Below are 20,724 nucleotides of genomic sequence, written 5' to 3'. Positions count from 1 at the left end.
AAGGCTTTTGTCCGCCGGCACGCGGAACGTTTTGATTTCCGAGGGCTTGAAATCGGCACGGATGCTGCGCTCCCATTTCGGGAGACTGATTTCGGCCGTCGTCGCCTTTTTATCCGTCTCATACACGCGCAGGATCAGATCGTCGTTATCCTCCGCTTTTTTCACCGCACTAACGATGATATTGTCCCGGTCCACCGACAGGTACGAATCCGTCTGCGGAAGCTTTCCTTCGTGATACGTTTCGATGATGGCTACCGGCTTGCAGTTCAGCTCCGCGGCCCGGCGCACGGTGCCTGCCTGCTCCCAGCCCTCTTCATGAGGAAGAAGTGAATAGTTGAACTGCTGAATGCCCTGGTCGGTAAAGGCATACTCACCGTCCGCCTCCGGCACGTAAGGATCGTGATGGGCGTAAATCGGGCTGCGCAGCACGGTCAGGGCCAGCTCCTTGTTGTGGATGCTGTAGCTGTACTTGGCGTCATTCATCAGGCTCAGCCCGTACACGCGGTTCGATCCCGGAACGATCCCCGTATAGTCCACCCAGCTCTGACCAGGCTCTTCCTCGCCGTTATGCTCGCGCTCGATCGTTCCGTAAGGAATTTCGTAAGTATGCCGGCTGAAGACGCAGTTGACCGGGAAGACGAGCTTCAGCATTTTGAACTTTTCCCGCCAGTCCACGGTCACGCGAACGTCGATTTGGTCCCGGTCCGGATACATCGCAAAATCCTGCACCAGCCGCGAGCTGCCGTATTCGCTTACTACGCGGATGACCGATTTGACCGGCCCGTGCTCGATGCGCTGCACTCTCACCGCCTTGAACTGCCCTGCCGTCCGGTTAAAATGCAGCACGTCGTGGCTCCACGTATCCGAGGTGTCGTCGATGACGACCGGCCGTGCCCCTTCGCCCCGCAGCACTTCATGATCCAGCTTCTTGTCCCGTAGGCTTTTGATAAAGCCCGTGTCCTTGTCGAACTCCAGCCGCAGCCGGCTGTTTTCCAAGACGAGATCACTGGCCGTGATCGGCTCCCCGACCGGCTTCAGCGAAGCCGATTCCAGGAACAGCTTGTAGACCCGGTATCCGAGCGGCGGCAGTTCGGCCATAAAGCTCATACGGTAGCGGCCTCTGGCTGCGGCCTGCGACTTGACGGTCTGGAACGGCACCGGTTTGCCGGTATCGTCGACCAGCACGCTGTTGTCCTTGATTCCGCCAATCTCCAGCTCGACGTTCACTTTGCTGGACCAGGCGTGCGGGTTAAACACGACGATCGGGCGCATCGTTTCATCCTGCTCGATGCCGATGTTCCAGGACAGCGACTGCACCGCATAGTTCAGCGAGCGGTCGGCGATCGCCATCGCCTCTCCGAACAAATATCTGGCGTCCTCATATGCCGGTTCCAGGCTCGTTCCGGCCAGGATGTCATGGAATTGGTTGAACAGCACGTTTTTCCAGGCACGAGTGAATTCCTCAGGATACGGCTGCCCGGTGATCCACGAAGCGAGCGCGGAGAACTTCTCCGCCGCAATCAGCCGGTTCTCCGCCTGGCGGTTCCACTGCTTGATACCTGAATGCGCGGCATAGCAGCCGCTGGCGTGATGCTGCAGGTCGTCGTGCACAACCGGAAAATCAAGTCCGGAAGCTTCCATGTCCTTGAAGTACCGGTCAGGCGTAGCGAACTCGAGCTTCGGCAGATCGGGCTCCTCGTTCAGGCGCCGAATGCTCTCGATATTTTCCTTGGTCGGTCCGCCCCCGTGGTTGCCCACGCCGTAGAACAGCATCAAGTCGTTCAGCGGTTCCTTGAACTCGCCAAGGCAGCGGCGTACGTGATTTTCCAGATCTTTGCCCCATGACAGGTACTCGAACATAATGCGGAACGTCAGCACCTTGGACCCGTCGTCGGACTGCCACCAGAAGAGCCGGCTGGGCAGGCCTTTTTCGTTAGGCATAGGGCGCATCATAACGTAGTAGTCCATCCCGCTCTTTTTTAAAATTTGCGGGAGCATGGCGTTGTGGCCAAAGCTGTCGACGTTGTAGCCGACTTTGGCGGTCACCCCGAACTTTTCTTTAAAATAACGCTGGCCGTACAAGCCCTGGCGGACGAAGGATTCGCCCCCCGGAATGTTGCAGTCGGGCTGGATCCACCAGCCGCCGACGATGTTCCACCGGCCTTCCTTGACGCGTGCGCGGATTTCTTCGAACATGGCTGGCTCGTTGTTTTCGATCCACTCGTACATGGCCGCCGAGCTGGACGTAAAAATAAAATCCTCCGATTCCTTCATCCGGTCGAGGGCCGAGCGGAAGGTTGCTTTTGCTTCCTGGAAGCCCTCCTGCCACTGCCACAGCCACACCGGGTCGAGATGCGCATTGCCGTCGGCCGGAACGCCCGAACCGCCGTGCAGCACCAGATGCACCGGGGTCAGTGCCCGGATCGCCTCCAGGCGCGCATAGTCGACCTTCGGCTGCTTCACGTTGTAGACGCCATGCGCGGTGCCGCACGATACCGCCAGCGCGTCCACGCCGGTCAGCCGAACGAACTCCGCCGCCTCATCGGGATCGGTGTACAGCTCTTCGTCGGTTTCCGTCTCGACGAAATCGGTCGTACCGATCATGCCGAGCTCAGCTTCAACCGAGACGCCTCTGGCATGGGCGTAGTCGGCCGCTTCTTTGGACTCGCGGACGTTGTCCTCGAACGGTTTTTCCGACGCGTCGATCATGACGGAGGTAAAGCCCGCTTCGATGGCCTCGGCGATGACCGCCATGTCCTTCGTGTGGTCCAGGTGAAGCACCACCGGAACGGTGATCTGCTGCTCCTCCAGCTGGTGGTAGAATTCCTCCGCAAATGCCTTCGGTGTAATGCCGTACCGGATCAGCTCCTTCTGAGAAATCTGGACGATCAGCGGCGAATCTGCCTCCTGCCCTGCCGCCAGAACGGCGGCGATCATGGACGTATAGCGCGGTGAAAACGAACCGATCGCGTACTTTCCGGCTTCGGCGGCTTCAAGGGCTTGCTTCAGCGTCAGGACGTTGGAACGTCCCGCAGCTCCTGCTTGGGTCGTCATAGGGTAAAAACTCCTCTCGCTACTCTCTTGTAAATCTGAAAAATGGACCTTGTTTCCGTCCATTAAGTCTGTTTTTCAGTTAAATCTGTTCTATTGTTAAATCTGTTCAGTGAAGTTTATTCAGTTCATTCTGTTCGTCGACAATTGCTCACGCACGCGCCCCATTCCGAAGGCAGGGCTGGTCAGAAAGCGGCTCCGTTTCTCCGGGGGCAGGCCTTCCACCGCCCGCGCCATCGATGCCTGGGCCAATACGACGATGTCCGCCGTACCGGCCATCCGGGCCAGCGCCTCGGCCAGCACTTCGTCATGGCCCTGCCGGTCGCCGGCCAGCAGGCGCTCGTACGCGGAAGAGATCACCTCCGGCACCAGCCGGACTTCTCTTTCTAGCCGCTCCGCCTGCTGCTGCAGCAGCCGCTGCGTCGGCCCAAGCGTCGTCGCCAGCGTGGCCGCCACGCCGATGGTGCCGGCGGAGCGCACCGCATGCTCCGCCATCGCTTCGTCGATGCGCACGATCGGCACCGCGATCTCCGGCTGTACGGCAGCGCACAGCTCTCCGATAGAGGAGCAGGCGTTCAGGATGCAGTCCGCGCCCTGCTGCTCCGCAATGTGCGCATACTGCCTCCACCGCCCGGCGATGGCTTCGACGTCCCCGCCGTTCTCCGCAAGCTCCGGCAGGATCGAGTCGTCCACCAGATTGATGACGCGGAGGCCGGGCATCAACTGCTGTGCCAGGTCCCTTAAAGGATCGACCGTGACCGGGGTCGTATGAATGACCGCCAGTTTGAAGCGTCCCCATTCCTGCGGCTGGCGCATTGTACTTGTATCGACTGTATCCATGTCCATCGCAAGTTCACCCTTTCCTCATTTCGCTAAGCACCGACCGGACATCGGGATAATATCCGGCCGCCGCTGCGCTGTACACGGCCGCTCCATAGGCCGCCTCTTCCTCCCCGGGCGGAAGCTCAAGCGCCAGCCCCAGCTTCGCTTCCAGCATCTCTCGGAGGAGAGGGTTCCGGCGGATGCCGTTGCCCGAACCCGCCGCAGCCGAGATGCTGCCGCGCAGCCCCGCCGGCAGCGCGCCGACGTACTGCATCAGCTCGTCGGCCATGCCCTGCAGGAAGCCTGCGGCCAGATGGCCGGGCGTGAAATTGTCCGGCCCGATGCCGCGGATGGCCCCCCGAAGGCCCGGATCCTGCCGGGTTCCGTAAAACTGGGTCTGCACCTGAAGCGGTGCATCCCCGCGCCAAATTGCCTCCCGGGCCCATTCATTCATCCGCGCGTAGATCTCGCCTTCATCCGGAGACGTGCCGAAGGCTCTGCCCACCTCTTGAAAGAACGCCAGCAGCATGGCGTAGGACTTGCCCCCGCTAAGGGGGGCACCTACCAGCAGCGAGCCTCCTCCCGGAAACGGCCGGATTTCAAGGCCGACCGCAGCATCCAACTCCCCCGGAGACACGTCGTTGTCCGTGTAAATGGAAATTTGCGAGCCGGTTCCGACATTGACGAGCAGCGTCCGCTCCAGCTGCGATACCGAACCGAGGAAGCTCGCCTGGTTATCGCCAATCGCGCATGCTACGGGCTTGCCATCCGGCGTTCTACCGGCCGGCTCCGTGCCCTGGCAAACGGGCGGCAGGATGGATGCATCCATCCCGGCCCGCCGCAGCGCTTCTTCATCAAAGCAGTGCCGGCTCGCCGAGAACAATCCGATCCCGGCCGCGTTGGATGGATCCATGAGCGGTTCGGTGGCGCCCGTCAGCTGCATAGCCACGTAATCGCCGATCGTACATAAGTAAACCGCATCTTTGGGAACGTTCCCGTTTTTCATATGATGAAATTGGGTCACCAGTCCATAGCCGCTGGCTGCCGGATAACCCGTACGTTCCCGAAGATACCGTGCGTAAGAAATATCCCGGTCCTCCATCCGCTCGTCTCCCCGCCCGTCCTGCCAGGTATAGAGCGGGCTGACGCTTTGGCCATCCCCGTTGACATAAAGAATGCCGTGCATCTGGCAGGAAATTCCGACCGCGGCAACGTCCGGCCATTCCTCTTGGCATTCCGCAAGCAGCCCACGAACTCGCTCCATAATCCGCTGCGGATCCTGCAGCCGTTCCCAGCTGTGCTCCCCACGAACCGAAGCATCGTTCGCACAAGTTGCCACGCGGACCGCCCGGCCTGACGCAGCCGAAATCAGCACGGCGCTGATCGATGTCGTTCCGATATCAATTCCTGCAAATAACATACGTTGTCCCCTCCCGTATTCGTCCTGCATCTCATCTCGCCTAAGCGATTTTATGGATTTCCTTATTCTTTTTCGCGGGCATAAAGCTAGGCACCTTCAAGCCATCCGCTTTTGGGTTATGAAATCCTTGTCTCGCTGGAAGGCGGTTTCGATAGGATGAAGAACGTCTACCGGCGTATTTTCATAAGGAACAGACAGCGTTTTTTTGTCTCCAGCTACCAGCTTTCGTATCCGATCCTTCAGCCTTCGATCAGCTCGCTCAGCCCCAGCTCCGCTGCATATTCCGCCGCCTCCTGGGACGCGTACAGAATCAAGCCGATGCACCAGGAGTGCGAGAGGGTCAGCATCATTCCTTTGGGCTGGAAGCAGTTCGTGTTGTAATAACGCTCGGTGACCATGCCTTTATAGGCGTTGAAGTCCCCGTCCTCCCGCGCGATAAACTGCAGGAAGCAGGCGATATGGTCGCGGGTGCGGTCCAGGTAATACCGGTCGCCGGTATGCTTCCACAGCCGCAGCATTTCCGGAACGCAGAACAGGCCGTAGTTGTGCAGATGCTGGTTCGACGTGGACGCCTGATCCGCGCCGCGCGAGCGGAAATCGTACTGCGCCAGCAGGGTATGGCGCGGGAAGCACAGATTATACGTCCAGCGGAACGTCATCATCCAGTCCGCCGCGCTGGATGCGAGCTCCAGCCACTTCGGCTGCCGGTTATACTCGTACAGCAGCACATAGGCGGCGACGGCGTTATAGGCGTCTTCCGAGGTCGGCGTCAGATGCACATCCTCCGGAGCGCCGTAAATATATTCATCCCTGATAAACTTCTCGTAATAGCTGCCGGCACGCACGGCGGCTTCCGCAAACCGCGGTTCCCCGAACAAGGCCGCGCCTTCGAGCAGCGCCGCGATCCACAGCATGCCGCCGGCGCCGTCCCATTCTTCGACCTCCCCGGTCTCCGCATGGTAATAGGAGCCGAAATTGCCGTCGCTTCGCTGGCAGGAAGCCGCAAAGTTTAGGTTCGACAGGGCCGCCGCTTCCCAGTCCGGATGGGATGCTCCCTGTTCGCGCTCAAACTCCAGCGCCCGGACCATGAACAGCGTTGCCTCGGCCGCCGTTCTCGCCTGCAGCCAATCGGGCTTCGGATTCCAGCCGGCGTTCCAGCCCCGGCCCTCGATCCAGGACGCCCAGAAAATGCCGCTCGGCGACAAGCCTTCGGCGATTTTGCTCAGCACGTCCATGCCGGCCGCCGTGTACTCGGCTATCTCCTGCCTGCGTCCGTACTGCAGCAGCGCATGCGCGTAAGGCGCTCCGCTGACCCAGCCTACGTGCATATGGGGGCGGTCCCCCTGTCCTTTAACGTTGTTGTTCAGCTCGCGGTCAAACGCTGCCGTTTCGTACAATATGCGGTGCTCCGGACGATAATGCCACGTATACAGGCCGTGGGCGGTCAGCTGCGCCGCCTCGTCCAGATCCATCCAAGGCCGAAGCGGATAGGCCTCGGCATGCAGCCGGTACATCCGGCGCACGAACGGGTCGTACGCGTGGGAATCGCCAGCCGCCGTATACACCCGGTAGCGCAGCGTTACCTGCTGCCCCGGCTCAAACCGTGCGGACGCCAGATCCGCTGGCGCCGGAACCGGCTCGCCGACGAACGTCACCGGCTCCTCCCGGTAAGGAAAGTTCAGCCAGACCGCCGTTCCGTCCGCGTTGCCCCGGAAACCGATGCCCGTCAGGCCCAGCTCCGACGTTTCTTCCGTGCAGAGAGCCCCGCACAGCGCATCATTCCAGGCAAACACTACCGGCAGCGCCGCCCGGTCCGAGCGGAAGGACCAATAATCCGATACCATCTGCTCCGGGTCTCCGCCCCGGTAGTCGTAGCGGGGATAGCGCCGCAAATTTTTCTCAAAGCGGTTTTCCTTGTAGAAGGCGCCGGGGATCATCCAGTCCGGCTTCCCTGGACCGACGACATCAGCCCGCAGCGTCAGCCCCATATTTTTGGGAACGTTCCCGTTATACGTTAAATGAAGGGTGACGTCGTAGCCGCCACAGCTGTCCTTCACCGCTTCCCATTCCGCTTCGGCAGCAAATTCGCCCGAAGAGCCGGACATCGTCAGCCCTCCATCCATCAAGGCATCCACCTTTTCGATCGGAATCTCCAAGGTCGACCCGTCCAGCGGGCTCCATGCTTCGATCAAGTGACCGAACCGCAGCGCAGCCTCCCCCTGTTCCTCACCGGGCCGATACACGTTCAGTACGTAACGCTCACCACCGTCTGCCTCTGCCTTCCATCCCACGATTGACTCCCGCCTTTCTTCCAATAGCCTGCTTTTTCCGGAAACTTTTCTACATTACATATCCAGCTGGTATATCTCGATCAGGTTGTCCCGGAAAATGCGCTTGGCGAATTCCAACGCTGCCTTTTCCGTCATGCTGCCTTCCTGAACTTTCTCGGTTAACACGTCGCCCACTAGGTTCCGTACAAGCTTCAGGTGCGCGTAGGTTCCTTCGATATGGTTGTAGTCGCCGCCGAATCCCTGGATCTTCGACTGTGGCACCATCTCGATCATTTGATGCAAAATCTGCTTGCCGATCGTCGGCGAGATGATATGCACCCAGGTAAAGTCGGTGTAAACGTTCGGATAATTTTTCGCGATGCTGAGGTACGATTGATGGTAAGGAAAACCGCAGTGCAGCAGGACGAATTTGGCGTCCCGGTACTGCGCCAGCAGCGGCAGCAGCAGCTCCGCGTTCGAGTTGGTCAGGATGTTGCCGTTGCCGGACACGCTCGATTCATGATGGCCGGTGTGAATCTGGATCGGCAGCTCATAGGCGATGGAACGCTGGATGATGAAATGAATGAGGTAGTCCTGCAGCGCCATCGTCTCTTCCTTCGACAGCCCGTCTTGCAGCGTATAGCCCAGCAGCCGGTTGAAGACGATCTCCGCTTCGTGGAACGTCGGCTTGGTGCTGGCGAGGCTCCGCCAATACGCATGGCCCAGCTTCGTTGCGACCATTCCTTCCTGTTTGTATCTATGCAATAAGGCATCCACTGCTTCGAGATAGCCCGGGAACGAATGCACATGCACCCCTGCGGCGTTCTCCACGTCGTGAATATCCTTGAGTGTTCGAAGTTTAAAGGTAAAATCCATAAACATGATCGGCCGGAACAATTCGTAATCCAATTGCGTGGTTTGGATCAGCGTGAACGCCAGGTCAATTTTTGAGCGTTCGTACAGCACCTCCCGGTACCAGTCCGGGTTATTCGTCGCCGCCTTAACTTTATCATTAACCTCCAGAATGCCTTGGACCGTCCAATCTTCAAAGCCGTACAGGTCCTTCATGGCCGTCCGGAACATGTTCGCGTACGTGGTGTTATTCGCGCGCTGCCAATACTGCAAGAAGGTGGCCGCTTTTTCTTCGTCGCTGCGCAGCCGGCCGCTTAAAGCACCTCGCTGCATCCCCGCCGTAATGAAGTCGGAATCAAGGTAATGCATCAGGGAGAAAAAAATCCTGCTGCTCTCTTTGTCTGATCTGCGGAGTTGCCAAATGCTCGTGTCCGTCGATGATCCGTAGTTCGCTGATATAATCATGTATGCTGCTCATCGGGCCTTTCTCCTTCCAAAAATGGAGCGGCTGCTCCTCTTCTCATCCGAACAGCAGCCGCGTCTATTTATCTGTCGTTTCTGCCCCTGACCGGGCGATCAGTCCACATTCAGCTCAGGGAAAGCGTTCTTCACTTCTTTTTTAAAGTCTGTCACGACGTCGTCAAAGCTGCGGTTGTTGGTGACACCGTCGCCTGCAACCTTTCTCCACTTGCTCATGATGTCTTCGCCGTATTTATCCGGTTTCGTTGCCGGGATTTTCACGACGGTTTCGTAATAAGGCTTCAGGACATTTTCGTCGCCGAACAGCGGAGATTTGTACGTATCCAGGTTGGCCTCGTACACTTTGCCGTTACCCGGCATGTTGCCCGTTTTCTCCAGGTTGTGCTGCTGCCACTCTTCCCCGGCGATATATTTGATGAACTCATACGCCAGATCCTTGTTCTTGGATTTTTCGTAGATGCCGCGGTACGTTCCGCCAGAGTAGAAGCCTTCCGGCGTTTTGGCTACACCGTACTTGCCTTTGGCCTTGTCGTCCTTGTTATCGACCATAAACCCGGCCCATGCCGGCATCGAAGTCAGCACGACGCTGCCGTCGTTCAGCGCGTTGCCCCAGCCCGCCGACATGAACGGAAGCTTGGCGTCCACGTTGTTTTTACGGATATCCAGTTGCGTCTGATAGATCGTCTGCCATTTCGGATCGATGTTCAGCTTGCCGTCCTTCACCCACGGCTGGGTGTTGTAGGCTTCAATATCGAACAGGTCGCCGGCGTTTTGGATCAGATGCACTTTGCCGCCGCTGTCCGCTGCCACCTTTTTGCCGAGCTCAATGATTTTGTCCCACGAGCTGACCATATCGCTGACCTTGTCGGGATCATCCGTACCAAGGTACTTCTTGGCTGTATCGCGCAGATACCAGAAGCCGCCCGGAGAAGAGTGGTCGGAAATCGCCCGCAGCTTGCCGTCCTGGGAGCGTCCCAGCTCTTGAACGTAAGGGATATAATCTTTCACCAGATCCTCGGCGCCCATCGCCGACAGGTCCGTCAAAAACTTCGAATCGATGAATTTGCCGATATACCCGCGCTCCAGGTCGAAAATATCGGGAACATCACGGCCGGACTGCAGCGCGGTCAGCAGCTTCGTCTGGTATTGGTCGCCCGGGAACATTTTGACGTCTACCGTGACGCCGGGATTTTTCGCCTGAAACTGGTCGGCCATGTCCTTCACCTGGTCAAAGAACGTCCAGATGACCAAGTGGCCCTTGAGCTCGCCGGATTCGGCGGCTTTGCCGGAGTCGTCTCCGCTTGCCGTACTGCTGCTGTCCGAAGCTTTGCTTCCGCATCCGGCCAGCATGCTGCCGACCAGCAGGACGGACAGCACCATCATCAGCCATTTCTTCGTTTTCAAAACCGATCTCCCCTTTTGGTCGTGATTGAAGTGCATGCGTAACATGTGCCCGCAATTTGTAGAACGCTTTCAGCTGACTGTGTTATCATGGCGGTCACTGCGCCGTTTCCCAGTCATCACCTCTTTCCCTGGAGTCTGAAAGTCAAATCGGCGTGGATAGCCTGCTCCGACCGGTCAGCCTTTGACCGCTCCCGCCGCCACGCCGTCGATAATCCGTTTGGACATGAACGAGAAGAAGACGAGGATCGGCACGACCGCAATCACGATGCCCACATACTGCGCGCCAAAGTCTGATGTAAACTGGGACTTCAAGCTCGCGATCATGACCGGCAGCGTCTGCAGGTTGTTGTCGAAGAGGACGATCATCGGCGTGAGAAAATCGTTCCATTTGCCGATAAAAGCGAAGATCCCCAGCGTCGCAAGCCCCGGACTCATGATCGGCAGCACGATCCGGTTGAAAATCTGCCACTCGCCATACCCGTCCATCCGTCCCGATTCAATGATTTCCGTCGGCACCGAGGAATCCGCAAATTGCCTCATCAGGAAAATCCCGAAGGCGTTGTGGATCGATGGCAAAATGAGCGGCCAGTACGTATTCAGCATGTTCAGCGAATCCATCAGCTTGAAAAAACCGATGATGCCGAGCTGGCCCGGAATCATCATCGTACCGAGCACAAACAGGAACAGTACATTTTTGTACTTAAAGTTGTATTTCGAGAAGCCGTATCCGGCCAGTGCCGCAAAGTACACGTTAATGATCGTCGATGTAACGGTGATCAGGACGGTGTTCCCGAAGCCCCGCCAAATGTTGACTGTGTCCTTCAGCCTCGCGTAGTTGTCGAGGAACTGGTCTCCCGGAATAAGCAGCAGCCTGCGCGCGATATCCGAGTTGGCATGGGTCGACGTTATGATCATGCTGTAGAAGGGCAGCAGGCATGTCGCCGCCACGGCGATGAGAAAGAGGTACAGAATGCCTCGGGTAAGTATTTTAGCCATGAAGGTGGACCTCCTTAATCCTTCAGCTTCGACGCTTTGGCCGTAATGGCCGTAAAGAACATGACCACAAAGAAAATTCCGTAGGCGACCGCCGCCCCGTAGCTGTAATCAAAGTTTTTGAAAGCCGTTTCATATAAGTACATGACCATCGTTCTGGAAGTTTCATATAAGTACATGACCATCGTTCTGGAAGAGTTGCCCGGCCCGTCTCCGAGCATGAGCGGCGCATCAAACAGCTGCAGGCCGCCGATGACCGACGTAATGAACACAAACAGGAATACCGGGCGGAGCAGCGGCAGCGTAATGTGCAGTGCCGTCTGCTTTTTGCTCGCCCCATCCACTTCCGCGGCTTCATACACTTCTCTCGGAATGCCCTGAAGTCCGGCGATAAAGACGATCATGTTAAACCCGAAGTACTGCCAGCAGATGACCCCCGATGCGATGATTCTGGACCACCATGGGCTGTTAAACCAGTTGACCGGATCGTGAATGATCCCCAGACTCATGAGCAGCTTGTTGATCGTCCCGGTCTGCCAGTCGAACATGAGGGAGAAGATGACCCCCAGTGTGACCGGCGTAATGATGTGAGGAAAGAAATAGACCGCCCGGAAGAAATGCTTGCCCCGGATAAAGCGCTCGTTCAGCACCAGCGCGAGCAGCACCGATAAGATGAGCTGGGGAACATTGGATAGAATCCAGATAATAAGCGTGTTGCCTATCGTCTGATAAAAGAAGCTGTCGTGCAGCAGGCGTGAATAATTCGCCAGCCCCACATAGACCGGATCCGAAAATCCGTCCCATTTCATGAAGCTGAGGTAGAGCGTGTACAGAATCGGCATCAGCCCGAATACGGCAAAGCCGATGAAGAAAGGCGCCACAAAGATGTAACCGTAAAATGACCTGTTGACCTTGGAGCCCATCGTATTCACCCCTTTTTACACTTTACTTGGTTCCGCAAGAGTCCCGGACGATGAGCTTCGGCTTCAGCAGATGGATCGCTTCCTCGCTCTTGTCCTGGACGCCTTCAATTTGCTGAAACAATCCTTCCGCCGCTTTTCGGCCGATGGCTTCAAAGGGCTGGCGCACCGTCGTCAGCGACGGGTACACCCATTCCGAGATCGAAATGTCGTCATACCCGACGACCGACATCTGCTTGGGCACGTTCAGCCCGTGCTCCTGGATGGCCCGCAGCGCCCCGGTTGCCGCTTCGTCGTTGGAGCCGATAACGGCCGAGAAGCCTTTGCGCTCCAGCAGCTGCTGCATGGCCTGATATCCGCCTTGGCTGCTCCAGTCCGACTCCACTACCCATTCCGGACGGTAGGTTAACCCAAGCGTTTCCATCGCCTGCAAATACCGTTAAAACGGTGCTGGTTCGCTGCGGCATGCTGCGGTCCGGAAATGTATGCGATCTCCCGGTGGCCCAGGCTGTGCAAGTATCCGACGATATCGTAGACCCCCGCCGCATTGTCCACGTCGACCGCGAAGATGCCGTCCTTGCCGCCGTGATCCCCGATCAGTGCGATCGGATACTGCGAGTCCCTGATTCTCTCCAGGTCTTCATCTTTGCGCTTTTGGAAGCTCACCAGGATCACTCCGTCGACCTGCCCTTCGTACAGAAGGTTGAGAAAAGATATTTCTTCGGCATAGTTGGAAGTCCAGCTCAGGAAGGTGCAATTGTATCCCTTCAGATTGGCTACTCCCTCAATGCCCCGGATGATGCCGGAATAGAAAATATTCGAAATGTTGTCGACGACGACAGCGATGCTGTTCGTCCGGTCAAGCACCAGCCTGCGGGCATTGGCGTTGCGGTGGAAATTCAGCTCCTTGATGGCTTTATCCAGCGCTTCCTGCGTTGCTTTTTAACCTGCTGCCCGTTCAGGTAACGGGACACGGTGCTTTTGCTTGTTCCTGCCAATCTGGCGACATCGTGAATGGTTGGACCCACTGTTATCACTCTCTCCATGTATCGTTTCCCATGTTTCGGCCCCTTCACTTGCCTATCCCGCTGATGCGGAATCGATGGCAAGATACAGCACGAATGCCATTTTTGGGAACGTTCCCATTTTACCAGACAGCCTAGGTCCAAGAAAAGGACTTGTTTGGCAGAAGCCGCCATTTCTTTACCGGAAAGATTCACGGCACTAGCAGTTGGTTGTCTGTCCCCCGTCTTAGAGCTGTCCATACAGCCTCTATGAGGTTCCCGTCTTGACAAGTTTCCGTCACGGCCCTCCAATCACCCGCTGCCAACTCCATTTTGGGAACGTTCCCAAAATGGAGGAAATGCCTCTCCCAGCTTTGCTTCGTCAGAGTTCATGTGGACGGGAAAGGATCCAACAGGAAGCCGAATGACCGGATCAAACCGATGGAAATTTTGGGAACGTTCCCGTTTTGGTGCAATAACTTGATTAAGATGGGTCTATAATAGCGCTTCCAGGATGGGGTGTCAACGGGTATTTCAAAAAAAAATAACCATTTTATGGGTTGCGTTTATGGGTAGCGGCTTATCTTTGTCCCTCCCAACTATTTTTTCCTAAATGAATGACATTTGCCCAAGAAGCTGAATAGGGTGAAGAAAAGCCTATATTTGCGAAGGGAGATACACCAAGGATGTATTACTATACGTGGGACTATCGGGCTCCGGCCTCATCCATCGCCGATCTCGAGAAAGCCATCAACGGAGAATACTCCGCCATCGCCTGCTATGAACGGCTGGCGGGTGCGGCGCCAAGCGAAGAAGAACGCACACAGATCATGGAGATCCGTAAAGACGAAATCAGACACTATCAAACGTTTGCCGGGCTGTACACGTCCCTGACCGGAAGACAGCCGGCACCTGTCATCAATGAGCCCTGTCCCTCCGTCTACCGGGATGGCCTCCACTTTGCCTTCAAGGATGAACAGAACACGGTGGACTTCTACCATGAAGCCGCCGAACGGGCATCCGATCCGGCCGTGAAGCAGGCCTTCCTCAGGGCAGCCGCCGATGAGCAGAACCATGCCGTTTGGTTTTTGTACTTTCTTACAAAGCAGGCCAGGGAGTAACCCCTGGCTATTCATTTTTGGGAAACTCTCTCCGTTCACCAGGCAATAGCCCGCCGTTCCCGGAAATATCCACCGCTGGGGCCGTCCTCTCCCGCAGGGGCCAGCCACACGGCCGTATCGGCCCCCTCCGCCACCGAGTGGCGGAGCGTCCGACCCGCCCATATCGGTCCGCACTCTGCAGGGGCAGACTGCATTCGTTTGAATGCCGTATGCCGCGGTTTCCTGGTCCACCAGCACCGTCAGCGCATTCAGCATCGTTTTGGAAATCCGGTAAGCGGAGGAAGAACCCTTAAGTCCGAGGAGACCCTGCATTACCTCAAAGGAACCGAGACCGGACGACATGTTGACGATCCGCCCGTACCCTTGCTCCTTCATCAGCGGCACCACCGCCTGGATCATGCGCAGCGCGCCGAAGAAGTTGGTCTCCAGCGTTTCTGTCATCACATCCTCCTCCACGTCCAGGACGGATACGCCCCGATCCAGAATGATGCCCGCGTTGTTAACAAGGACGTCCAGCCTGCCGTGCTCCTGCCGGATTCGATCCATCATCGCATCAATGCTTCCCGGATCTTGCAGATCCACTGCCTGGACCTCCAGCTCAAGCCCTTCCGAGCGCAGTTCGGAAACGGCTTGCCACCCCCTCTCTTCGCTCCTGCAGCCGATGATCACATGCAGCCCTTTGTTCGCCAACTGTCTGGCGATTTCTTTGCCGATACCGCGATTCCCTCCGGTGACCAGCACTACCCGCTTGCTGCTCATCAGTGATCGCCTCCTTCCTTCAGTTGACGTCTCCAAGCGGTCAGGCATTCCCGCAAATGGTCTTCCGCTTTTCGAAGCGTGTCGATCCGCTCCCCAATCTCCGCCAGCTTGGCTTCCCCCACCCGGATTGCTCCGGGCAAACATTCCCGCCGAACCTCCTCCGATCCCGCGCACGGATAGGCATCGCTGATTTCTTTGGCGCTTAGTCCAAGGCTGAAGTACAGCTGAATGATCCGGACTCGCTCAACATCGGACAAGCTGTACTCCCGGTATCCGTTATCCAGCCGGACGGGATGAAGCAGCTCCTTCTCCTCGTAATACCGCAGTGAGCGCAGGCTGACGCCCGTCGCGCGGGACAGCTCGCTGATATGCATTTATCGTCACTCCTTTTTATCGGCCATACAGCCGGTTCATCGATGTAACGCAAGTGTAATCCCTCACATCATGTGAAGGTCAAGCGGTGATTTGCCGGGTAGATTTATCATCAACTCTGATCGATGGGCTGTCCGGTAAATTTTCTGGTAAGTGCACTGGAAAACGGGGCTGGTTGAGGCCATGACCTCGGTCTTTGTGGGGCGCTGGTTAAGATGTAATGAAGTCATACTTTCTCGTTTTTAGGACGTCTATATATAGGAATATCTAAACAGGAGGGACGAATGATGAAGAAAATCACCATGGCCTCGATTTCATTTCTCTGTGCAGCAGCTTTCATGCTTCCGGATCACAGCATCGGTACAGCAGCAGCCAGAACCAATAGTGGAACTCATGTCATCATCAATAATCAAGATCTGGCACCAAAAGATGTCCTTATAAAAAACAACCAAATATTTATTAGCTTCACTGAAGCTAAAGCGTTAGATAATCTAACTTTCCAATGGAATCATGCTGCAAAACAAGTGACCGCAAAAGGCAAGGATACCAATCTATTGCTTACCATCAACAAAACAACCGCCCTGAAAAACGGAAAAGCTGTGAAGTTAAACACGGCTCCGTTTATCTATGATGGAAAAACGATGATCCCCCTGCGATTTGTCACTGAAACCATGGGCGGCTCTGTTACCTGGAATCCATCCATTCAGACAGTATACATCGCAAAGGCAAGCTCATATTTAGCCAGTGATCTCAAGAGTGATGAGTTAAGCGTTGCAAGGAATGCAGCGATCAATCTTCCAAGAGTGTCACTGCTGCCTAAAATAAATACTCCCACTTACGAGACTTCAAGTATCCAGTATTATTTTCCTGAAAAAGTGCACGATCAATTTTTCGAAAAAAACAACAATGCCATCAGTTATTTTGAAATTTCTGGTCATACCGCTTATTTGAAATGGCAAGGTCTAATCACCAATACAGCAAGTACTCAAAAGCAGCTGTATTTTATTAACGGAACGATAACCAACGAAATTGGAACACGGCCTTCCGTTAAAGACTCCACATTCGCCGCCTTCCGTTGGATGCCGCATATCGGATCGACCGGCTATAGCTTGATTCATAAGGACAATTGGAACGATGTTGTTTACAAGGAAACGGAAGTGGAATCAAATAACGCAAAACCAAACTATATTATTGTTCAAATTCCTGAAGAAGAATAGATACTAGCCTAGTTACCCGGTGGATCGAAATGTTGGACTGATCAGGCAGGATCTCCCTTCCGGAGAATCGAATTTATCGTTAACGGGAGGCGAGGATCATGGCAGTTTATAGACCGCACAGTGCGAAGACACCGGACAAAATTCGCATTATCGGCTCGGTCGGCAGCGGCAAATCGACTTTGGCAAGAGCATTGTCCGACCAATTGGGCATCCCTTATTATGAATTGGATAATATGGTGTGGAGGCGCACGGACCATGGAGACGTGAAGAACAGCTTCGAGGAAAGAGACCGCATCCTGAACGGCATTCTCGAGCAGGACCGGTGGATAATCGAGGGCGTCCATTATCAGTGGGTGCAGCGGAGCTTCGCGGACGCGGACCTGATCGTTTACGTCGATACGCCGATCTGGGTCCGCAATTACCGCATACTGAAGCGTTTTACTGTGCAAAAGCTGGGGCTTGCGCAGGGGAACTACAAGCAGACGTTCAGCATGCTCCGCAAAATGTACCAATGGAACTACCGGCACGCGAAAAAGGAAAAGCCGGAAATTATGCAGATTGTAGAGCCATACCGCGGAAAGCTGCGGATGATCCGCAATTCGTCTGTGCGGCAAGCTTTAATGCTGCCCGAAAAGGCCCGGCCCTGAATGGCCGGCAAGTCACAATAACGTAATGAGGTAATATTCTTTATGAAAAATTTCACATCTCATCATTCTTCTCCTTCAATTTGGATCTATTTTGGTTTGGTTTTTGTCTTATCTATTCCGTTTTGGTTATTAGGTATGGCGGCCACCATACAAAAGGACATACCGATCAACCTCCCCATCAGCGCTTTGATGTTTGTATGTCCTATGATTGCTGCTTTTATCCTGGTTTATCAGAAAGATCGAACTCAAGGTGTTAAAGATTTATGCAGGAAAATACTTCGCATTAAAATAGAGCGCAAAAGCTGGTATATTCCGGTTTTTCTTTCCATGCCGCTGATCATGGTTATTTCTTACGGAGTTATGAAGAGCCTGCTACCGTCCGTACCCCCACTGTCATTTTCTCCTCTAACAGTCGTTGGTTTGTTTTTGCTTTTTATTGTTCCTGGGCTATGTGAAGAGATTGGTTGGCAAGGATATGTATATGACAAGCTTGAAAATCGATGGAACGCATGGACTGCTAGTGTAATGCTAGGGGTCATTTGGCAAGTATGGCACGTCATTCCGCATCTTCAAACGGACCATTCTGCAATGTGGATCGTATGGCAATGTGCAAGCTCCGTCTTATTACGGGTTTTGATTGTTTGGGTCTATAAAAACACAGATAAAAATATCATTGCGGCAGTTATTGTTCATACGATGAATAATGTTTGTTCCTTCCTGCTTCCTAATTATGATTCGAGCTACGCTACTTTTCCGTTTTTCTTGTAACAGCCTTAGTGGTTATGCTGATCACTTTTTTATGGGGAAAAACATTAACACAGTATAGATTTCATTCCAAGGCGTGAGTCCCCTAAATGTAACATAAATACCCCAGCCTCTTCTAAGAAGTGGCCAGGGCATGGCTGCCGGCTTATTTAAAGCCCTTTACCTCGAACAGCACCCGTGCTCCCTCCCGGCGCAGTTTTACTCCTTCACCGGATAGGCCATGACGCTCATCAGCGCGTTCTCGGCCTGCGTAGAATCCAGCCGGCTGTACTGCACAAAAATCGGCGCGCTGCCGGTGACCTCCATGGCATAAGGAACCCCTTTCGGTATGTACTTCCCTTCCACGTTCAGATGGGCCGTGCGGATATGATGCGTCCGCTGCCCCCCCACAGTCGCCGTCATGCCCAGGAGCGGTTCCCGGTCTTCGAAAAAGGCGTTGACCGTCACCGTCACTTCTTCTCCGCTTAAGTTCAGCACGCAAATCGATTCGTGGCTTTCCAGCTGGCCGCTGCTCGTCGGTGGAATGTACCCGTCGGGAATAATCCACTGTAACTGACCTTTGGACATTCGAATCCCTCTTTTCGAAAAAAGTTTTGCCGTGCCTCCTTAGCTAGGCCCATATGACGGAGACGCGGCTTTTTTCCATTATAAACCTCTCAGGGAAGCGATTACATCCAATATTCCTTTCTTTTTGGTTAAAAAACAGGGTGCGCTGCTAAGCCGTAAGTTATTACTCCACGGCCGTCTGCTCCACCTGCCGCTTCGCCAGCGGTTTGCGGACGAACGCCAGAAAGATCAGCGCCGATACGGCGACGGACCCTGCGCAGACGCCGAACAGCGTATTGTACCCCGTATACTGCGACACCCAGCCCAGCAGGATGGAACCCAGGCCGATGCCGAGGTCGAAGGCGGTCATGTACGAAGCGCTGGCCGCGCCCCGCCGCTCCGGATCGGCAAGCCGCAGGTTCACCGCCTGCATGGCCGGCTGAGCCGAGCCGAAGCCGATGCCGTACAGCACGGCGGCGGTGATGACGCCCGCAAGCCCGCCGGCGAAGGCAAGGACGAGCAGCCCCGCCGCCGTAACGGCCAGCGCCGGCACGATCACGTAAGCTTCGCCGAGCCGGTCGGCCAGCTTGCCGGCCACCGGCCGCGCCAGCGTCAGCGCCAGGGCGTAGACGAGAAAGAAGGTGCCGGCGTTCACCCGGACCGATTCGGCAAAGAGCGGCAAAAACGTTGTAATCCCGCCGTAAGCCGCCGACAGGAAAAACAGCGACGAGGTGACGGGAAGCACCGATTTTTCAAAAAAGACGATTTTCCGCCGCTCCGCCTTGACCTGAAACGGAATCCGGGTCAGAAAGACGAGAATGAAGGCCGCGGCGGACAAGCCGGTCGCCAGCAGAAACAAATCGTGAAATGAGCCGCTCTGGTGCACCCAGGTCCCGAGCATCGGTCCGACCGCCATGGCGATCGTCATCGCCAGGCCAAACCAGCCCATGCCTTCACCGCGCCGCTGGACGGGAATGATGTCGGTGACCGATGTGCTGACCGCCGTGGTAGAGAGCGCCCAGCTGGCTCCATGAAGAATCCGCAGTCCGAGAAGAACGGCGATCCCGCCAACCCAGTCATACAGATACATGGATAATACGAAGAACAGTAATCCCCAAATCATAAAGGGCCTTCGGCCGTAACGGTCGAGCAGCCCGCCGACAATGGGTCGAAACAGGACGGCGCTCAGCGTGAATACGCCGGTCACGAGCCCGACTTGGGATTCGTCCCCGCCCATCTCCTTGATAAAGAGCGGCATCGTCGGCAGCAGCAGATAAAACCCGGTGAACAGCACCAGCATGCCGGCCGTGATTTGAATAAAAGACCTCGTCCAGAGCCTTTCCATGGATGAATTCCTCCCTAACCATAAATTAAAGTGGTTTCATGAGCTCCAAATCTTCTGGAATCATAGTGCTGGTTCAATCCCTATGGCGATATTCCTGATCGTCATCTTTCACGACATTTCCATCAATCTTCCTCGGCCTGGATCCGCTCGATCTCTGCCGTGATCCAGGCTTCATCCGCCTCTCCCAGCCGTTTGCGGTAATCAAACATCCGGAGCAGCTGTTTCCGCTGCTTGGCAGGTTCCGGCTGCTGAGATTGCAGATACGCCTCAAACCGGGACACATACTCCCGGCTTCTTCGGATGATCTGCAGGTAATCCTCCAGACAGGCCAGGCGGACCTCCTTGGTCACGTAGCCGAAATACACCATTTTGAACCTAAAAATCAGCGCGGCCTCTGCTTCTGGGTTCGGCTCAAGCGTCTCCTTCATCAGCTCTTCAAAACGCTGCCGGCCGGCATCGGTAATCGCGTATATTTTCCGGGTTCGCCCGCCCTTCGTCTCTTCTTCGATCCGCAGATGAATCCACCCGGCCTCCGTCATCCGCGACAGAAGCGGGTACAGCGTGCCGGAGCTGATCTTACGGCCAAGCCCCACCGCGTTATTCAAGACGTCCTGGAGCATATATCCGTGCTTCTCACCTGTCATCAGCTCGCCCAGAACGAACAATTCGTACACCCCTCTCACCTCCGTAAAATATGTCGCTTCGATATATATTATATGTCGGATCGACATATTTG

At 55.6% G+C, this 20,724-nt stretch carries 18 protein-coding genes and 2 pseudogenes; 4 read left to right on the top strand and 16 right to left on the bottom strand.

Annotated features, from left to right (window positions below; all coding sequences use genetic code 11):
* From CPT76_RS20585 to CPT76_RS42210, 11 genes and pseudogenes are all read right to left on the bottom strand, one after another.
* Nucleotides 1–3,054, bottom strand: a 3,054-nt coding sequence (locus CPT76_RS20585) for a class II fructose-bisphosphate aldolase (protein WP_181152970.1), incomplete at its 3' end; no start/stop codon positions are given.
* Between the two features lie 120 nt (nt 3,055–3,174).
* Nucleotides 3,175–3,897 (bottom strand): aspartate/glutamate racemase family protein, encoded by a 723-nt coding sequence (locus tag CPT76_RS20580; protein ID WP_105444277.1) that lies wholly within the window; start codon nt 3,895–3,897, stop codon nt 3,175–3,177.
* Between the two features lie 7 nt (nt 3,898–3,904).
* On the bottom strand, nt 3,905–5,293 hold the full coding sequence (locus CPT76_RS20575; RefSeq protein WP_181152969.1) for a sedoheptulokinase: 1,389 nt from the start codon (nt 5,291–5,293) through the stop codon (nt 3,905–3,907).
* Between the two features lie 239 nt (nt 5,294–5,532).
* Nucleotides 5,533–7,584, bottom strand: coding sequence for a YyaL domain-containing protein (locus tag CPT76_RS20570; RefSeq protein WP_105444275.1), 2,052 nt, complete (start codon nt 7,582–7,584; stop codon nt 5,533–5,535).
* Nucleotides 7,585–7,638: 54 nt separating this feature from the next.
* Complete coding sequence (locus CPT76_RS20565; RefSeq protein WP_181152968.1) at nt 7,639–8,784, bottom strand: amidohydrolase family protein; 1,146 nt, start codon at nt 8,782–8,784, stop codon at nt 7,639–7,641.
* Nucleotides 8,771–8,893 carry a hypothetical protein gene (locus tag CPT76_RS40200; protein WP_258168698.1) on the bottom strand — a complete coding sequence of 41 codons (123 nt, stop codon included), beginning with the start codon at nt 8,891–8,893 and terminating at the stop codon, nt 8,771–8,773. The genes CPT76_RS20565 and CPT76_RS40200 overlap by 14 nt, the downstream gene beginning before the upstream one ends.
* A gap of 98 nt (nt 8,894–8,991) precedes the next feature.
* Nucleotides 8,992–10,299, bottom strand: coding sequence for an ABC transporter substrate-binding protein (locus CPT76_RS20560; RefSeq protein ID WP_181152967.1), 1,308 nt, complete (start codon nt 10,297–10,299; stop codon nt 8,992–8,994).
* Nucleotides 10,300–10,473: 174 nt separating this feature from the next.
* Complete coding sequence (locus tag CPT76_RS20555; protein WP_105444272.1) at nt 10,474–11,295, bottom strand: carbohydrate ABC transporter permease; 822 nt, start codon at nt 11,293–11,295, stop codon at nt 10,474–10,476.
* 14 nt (nt 11,296–11,309) lie between these two features.
* Nucleotides 11,310–12,215: a carbohydrate ABC transporter permease gene (locus tag CPT76_RS20550; protein ID WP_105444271.1), complete on the bottom strand. Its 906-nt coding sequence runs from the start codon at nt 12,213–12,215 to the stop codon at nt 11,310–11,312.
* A gap of 22 nt (nt 12,216–12,237) precedes the next feature.
* Nucleotides 12,238–13,079 (bottom strand): annotated as a pseudogene (locus CPT76_RS40195) (LacI family DNA-binding transcriptional regulator).
* Between the two features lie 32 nt (nt 13,080–13,111).
* Nucleotides 13,112–13,258 (bottom strand): LacI family DNA-binding transcriptional regulator, encoded by a 147-nt coding sequence (locus tag CPT76_RS42210; RefSeq protein WP_105444310.1) that lies wholly within the window; start codon nt 13,256–13,258, stop codon nt 13,112–13,114.
* Between the two features lie 644 nt (nt 13,259–13,902).
* Between CPT76_RS42210 and CPT76_RS20530 the strand changes: the two genes are divergently transcribed.
* Nucleotides 13,903–14,337, top strand: a complete 435-nt coding sequence (locus CPT76_RS20530) for a ferritin family protein (RefSeq protein ID WP_105444268.1) — start codon at nt 13,903–13,905, stop codon at nt 14,335–14,337.
* A 213-nt stretch (nt 14,338–14,550) separates the two neighbouring features.
* On the opposite strand, the pseudogene CPT76_RS20525 reads toward CPT76_RS20530, so the two are convergent.
* A pseudogene (locus CPT76_RS20525) lies at nt 14,551–15,096 on the bottom strand (SDR family NAD(P)-dependent oxidoreductase); the annotation flags it as partial.
* Nucleotides 15,096–15,470 carry a MerR family transcriptional regulator gene (locus CPT76_RS20520; RefSeq protein ID WP_105444267.1) on the bottom strand — a complete coding sequence of 125 codons (375 nt, stop codon included), beginning with the start codon at nt 15,468–15,470 and terminating at the stop codon, nt 15,096–15,098. The pseudogene CPT76_RS20525 and the gene CPT76_RS20520, both read right to left, overlap by 1 nt.
* A gap of 282 nt (nt 15,471–15,752) precedes the next feature.
* Here CPT76_RS20520 and CPT76_RS20515 point away from each other — a divergent pair, with 282 nt between their 5' ends.
* The 3 genes from CPT76_RS20515 to CPT76_RS20505 all read left to right on the top strand — a co-directional run bounded on the left by CPT76_RS20515 (nt 15,753) and on the right by CPT76_RS20505 (nt 18,100).
* Complete coding sequence (locus CPT76_RS20515; RefSeq protein ID WP_258168697.1) at nt 15,753–16,685, top strand: copper amine oxidase N-terminal domain-containing protein; 933 nt, start codon at nt 15,753–15,755, stop codon at nt 16,683–16,685.
* 98 nt (nt 16,686–16,783) lie between these two features.
* The gene (locus CPT76_RS20510; protein WP_105444265.1) at nt 16,784–17,332 is read left to right on the top strand and encodes an AAA family ATPase; all 549 of its coding nucleotides are present in this window, start codon (nt 16,784–16,786) and stop codon (nt 17,330–17,332) included.
* Nucleotides 17,333–17,374: 42 nt separating this feature from the next.
* The gene (locus tag CPT76_RS20505; protein ID WP_105444264.1) at nt 17,375–18,100 is read left to right on the top strand and encodes a CPBP family intramembrane glutamic endopeptidase; all 726 of its coding nucleotides are present in this window, start codon (nt 17,375–17,377) and stop codon (nt 18,098–18,100) included.
* Between the two features lie 195 nt (nt 18,101–18,295).
* Here CPT76_RS20505 and CPT76_RS20500 read toward each other — a convergent pair whose 3' ends face one another.
* The 3 genes from CPT76_RS20500 to CPT76_RS20490 all read right to left on the bottom strand — a co-directional run.
* Nucleotides 18,296–18,664, bottom strand: a complete 369-nt coding sequence (locus CPT76_RS20500) for a sensory rhodopsin transducer (protein WP_105444263.1) — start codon at nt 18,662–18,664, stop codon at nt 18,296–18,298.
* 163 nt (nt 18,665–18,827) lie between these two features.
* Nucleotides 18,828–19,988, bottom strand: coding sequence for an MFS transporter (locus CPT76_RS20495; protein ID WP_105444262.1), 1,161 nt, complete (start codon nt 19,986–19,988; stop codon nt 18,828–18,830).
* A gap of 122 nt (nt 19,989–20,110) precedes the next feature.
* Nucleotides 20,111–20,724: PadR family transcriptional regulator (locus CPT76_RS20490; protein WP_258168696.1), on the bottom strand; the 614-nt coding region annotated here is incomplete at its 5' end.

This window comes from Paenibacillus sp. AR247 (assembly GCF_002968895.1).
GTDB lineage: Bacteria > Bacillota > Bacilli > Paenibacillales > Paenibacillaceae > Paenibacillus_AQ > Paenibacillus_AQ favisporus.
Note: the sequence above shows the minus strand (reverse complement) of the source record. Positions and strands in the feature narration are given on the sequence as shown.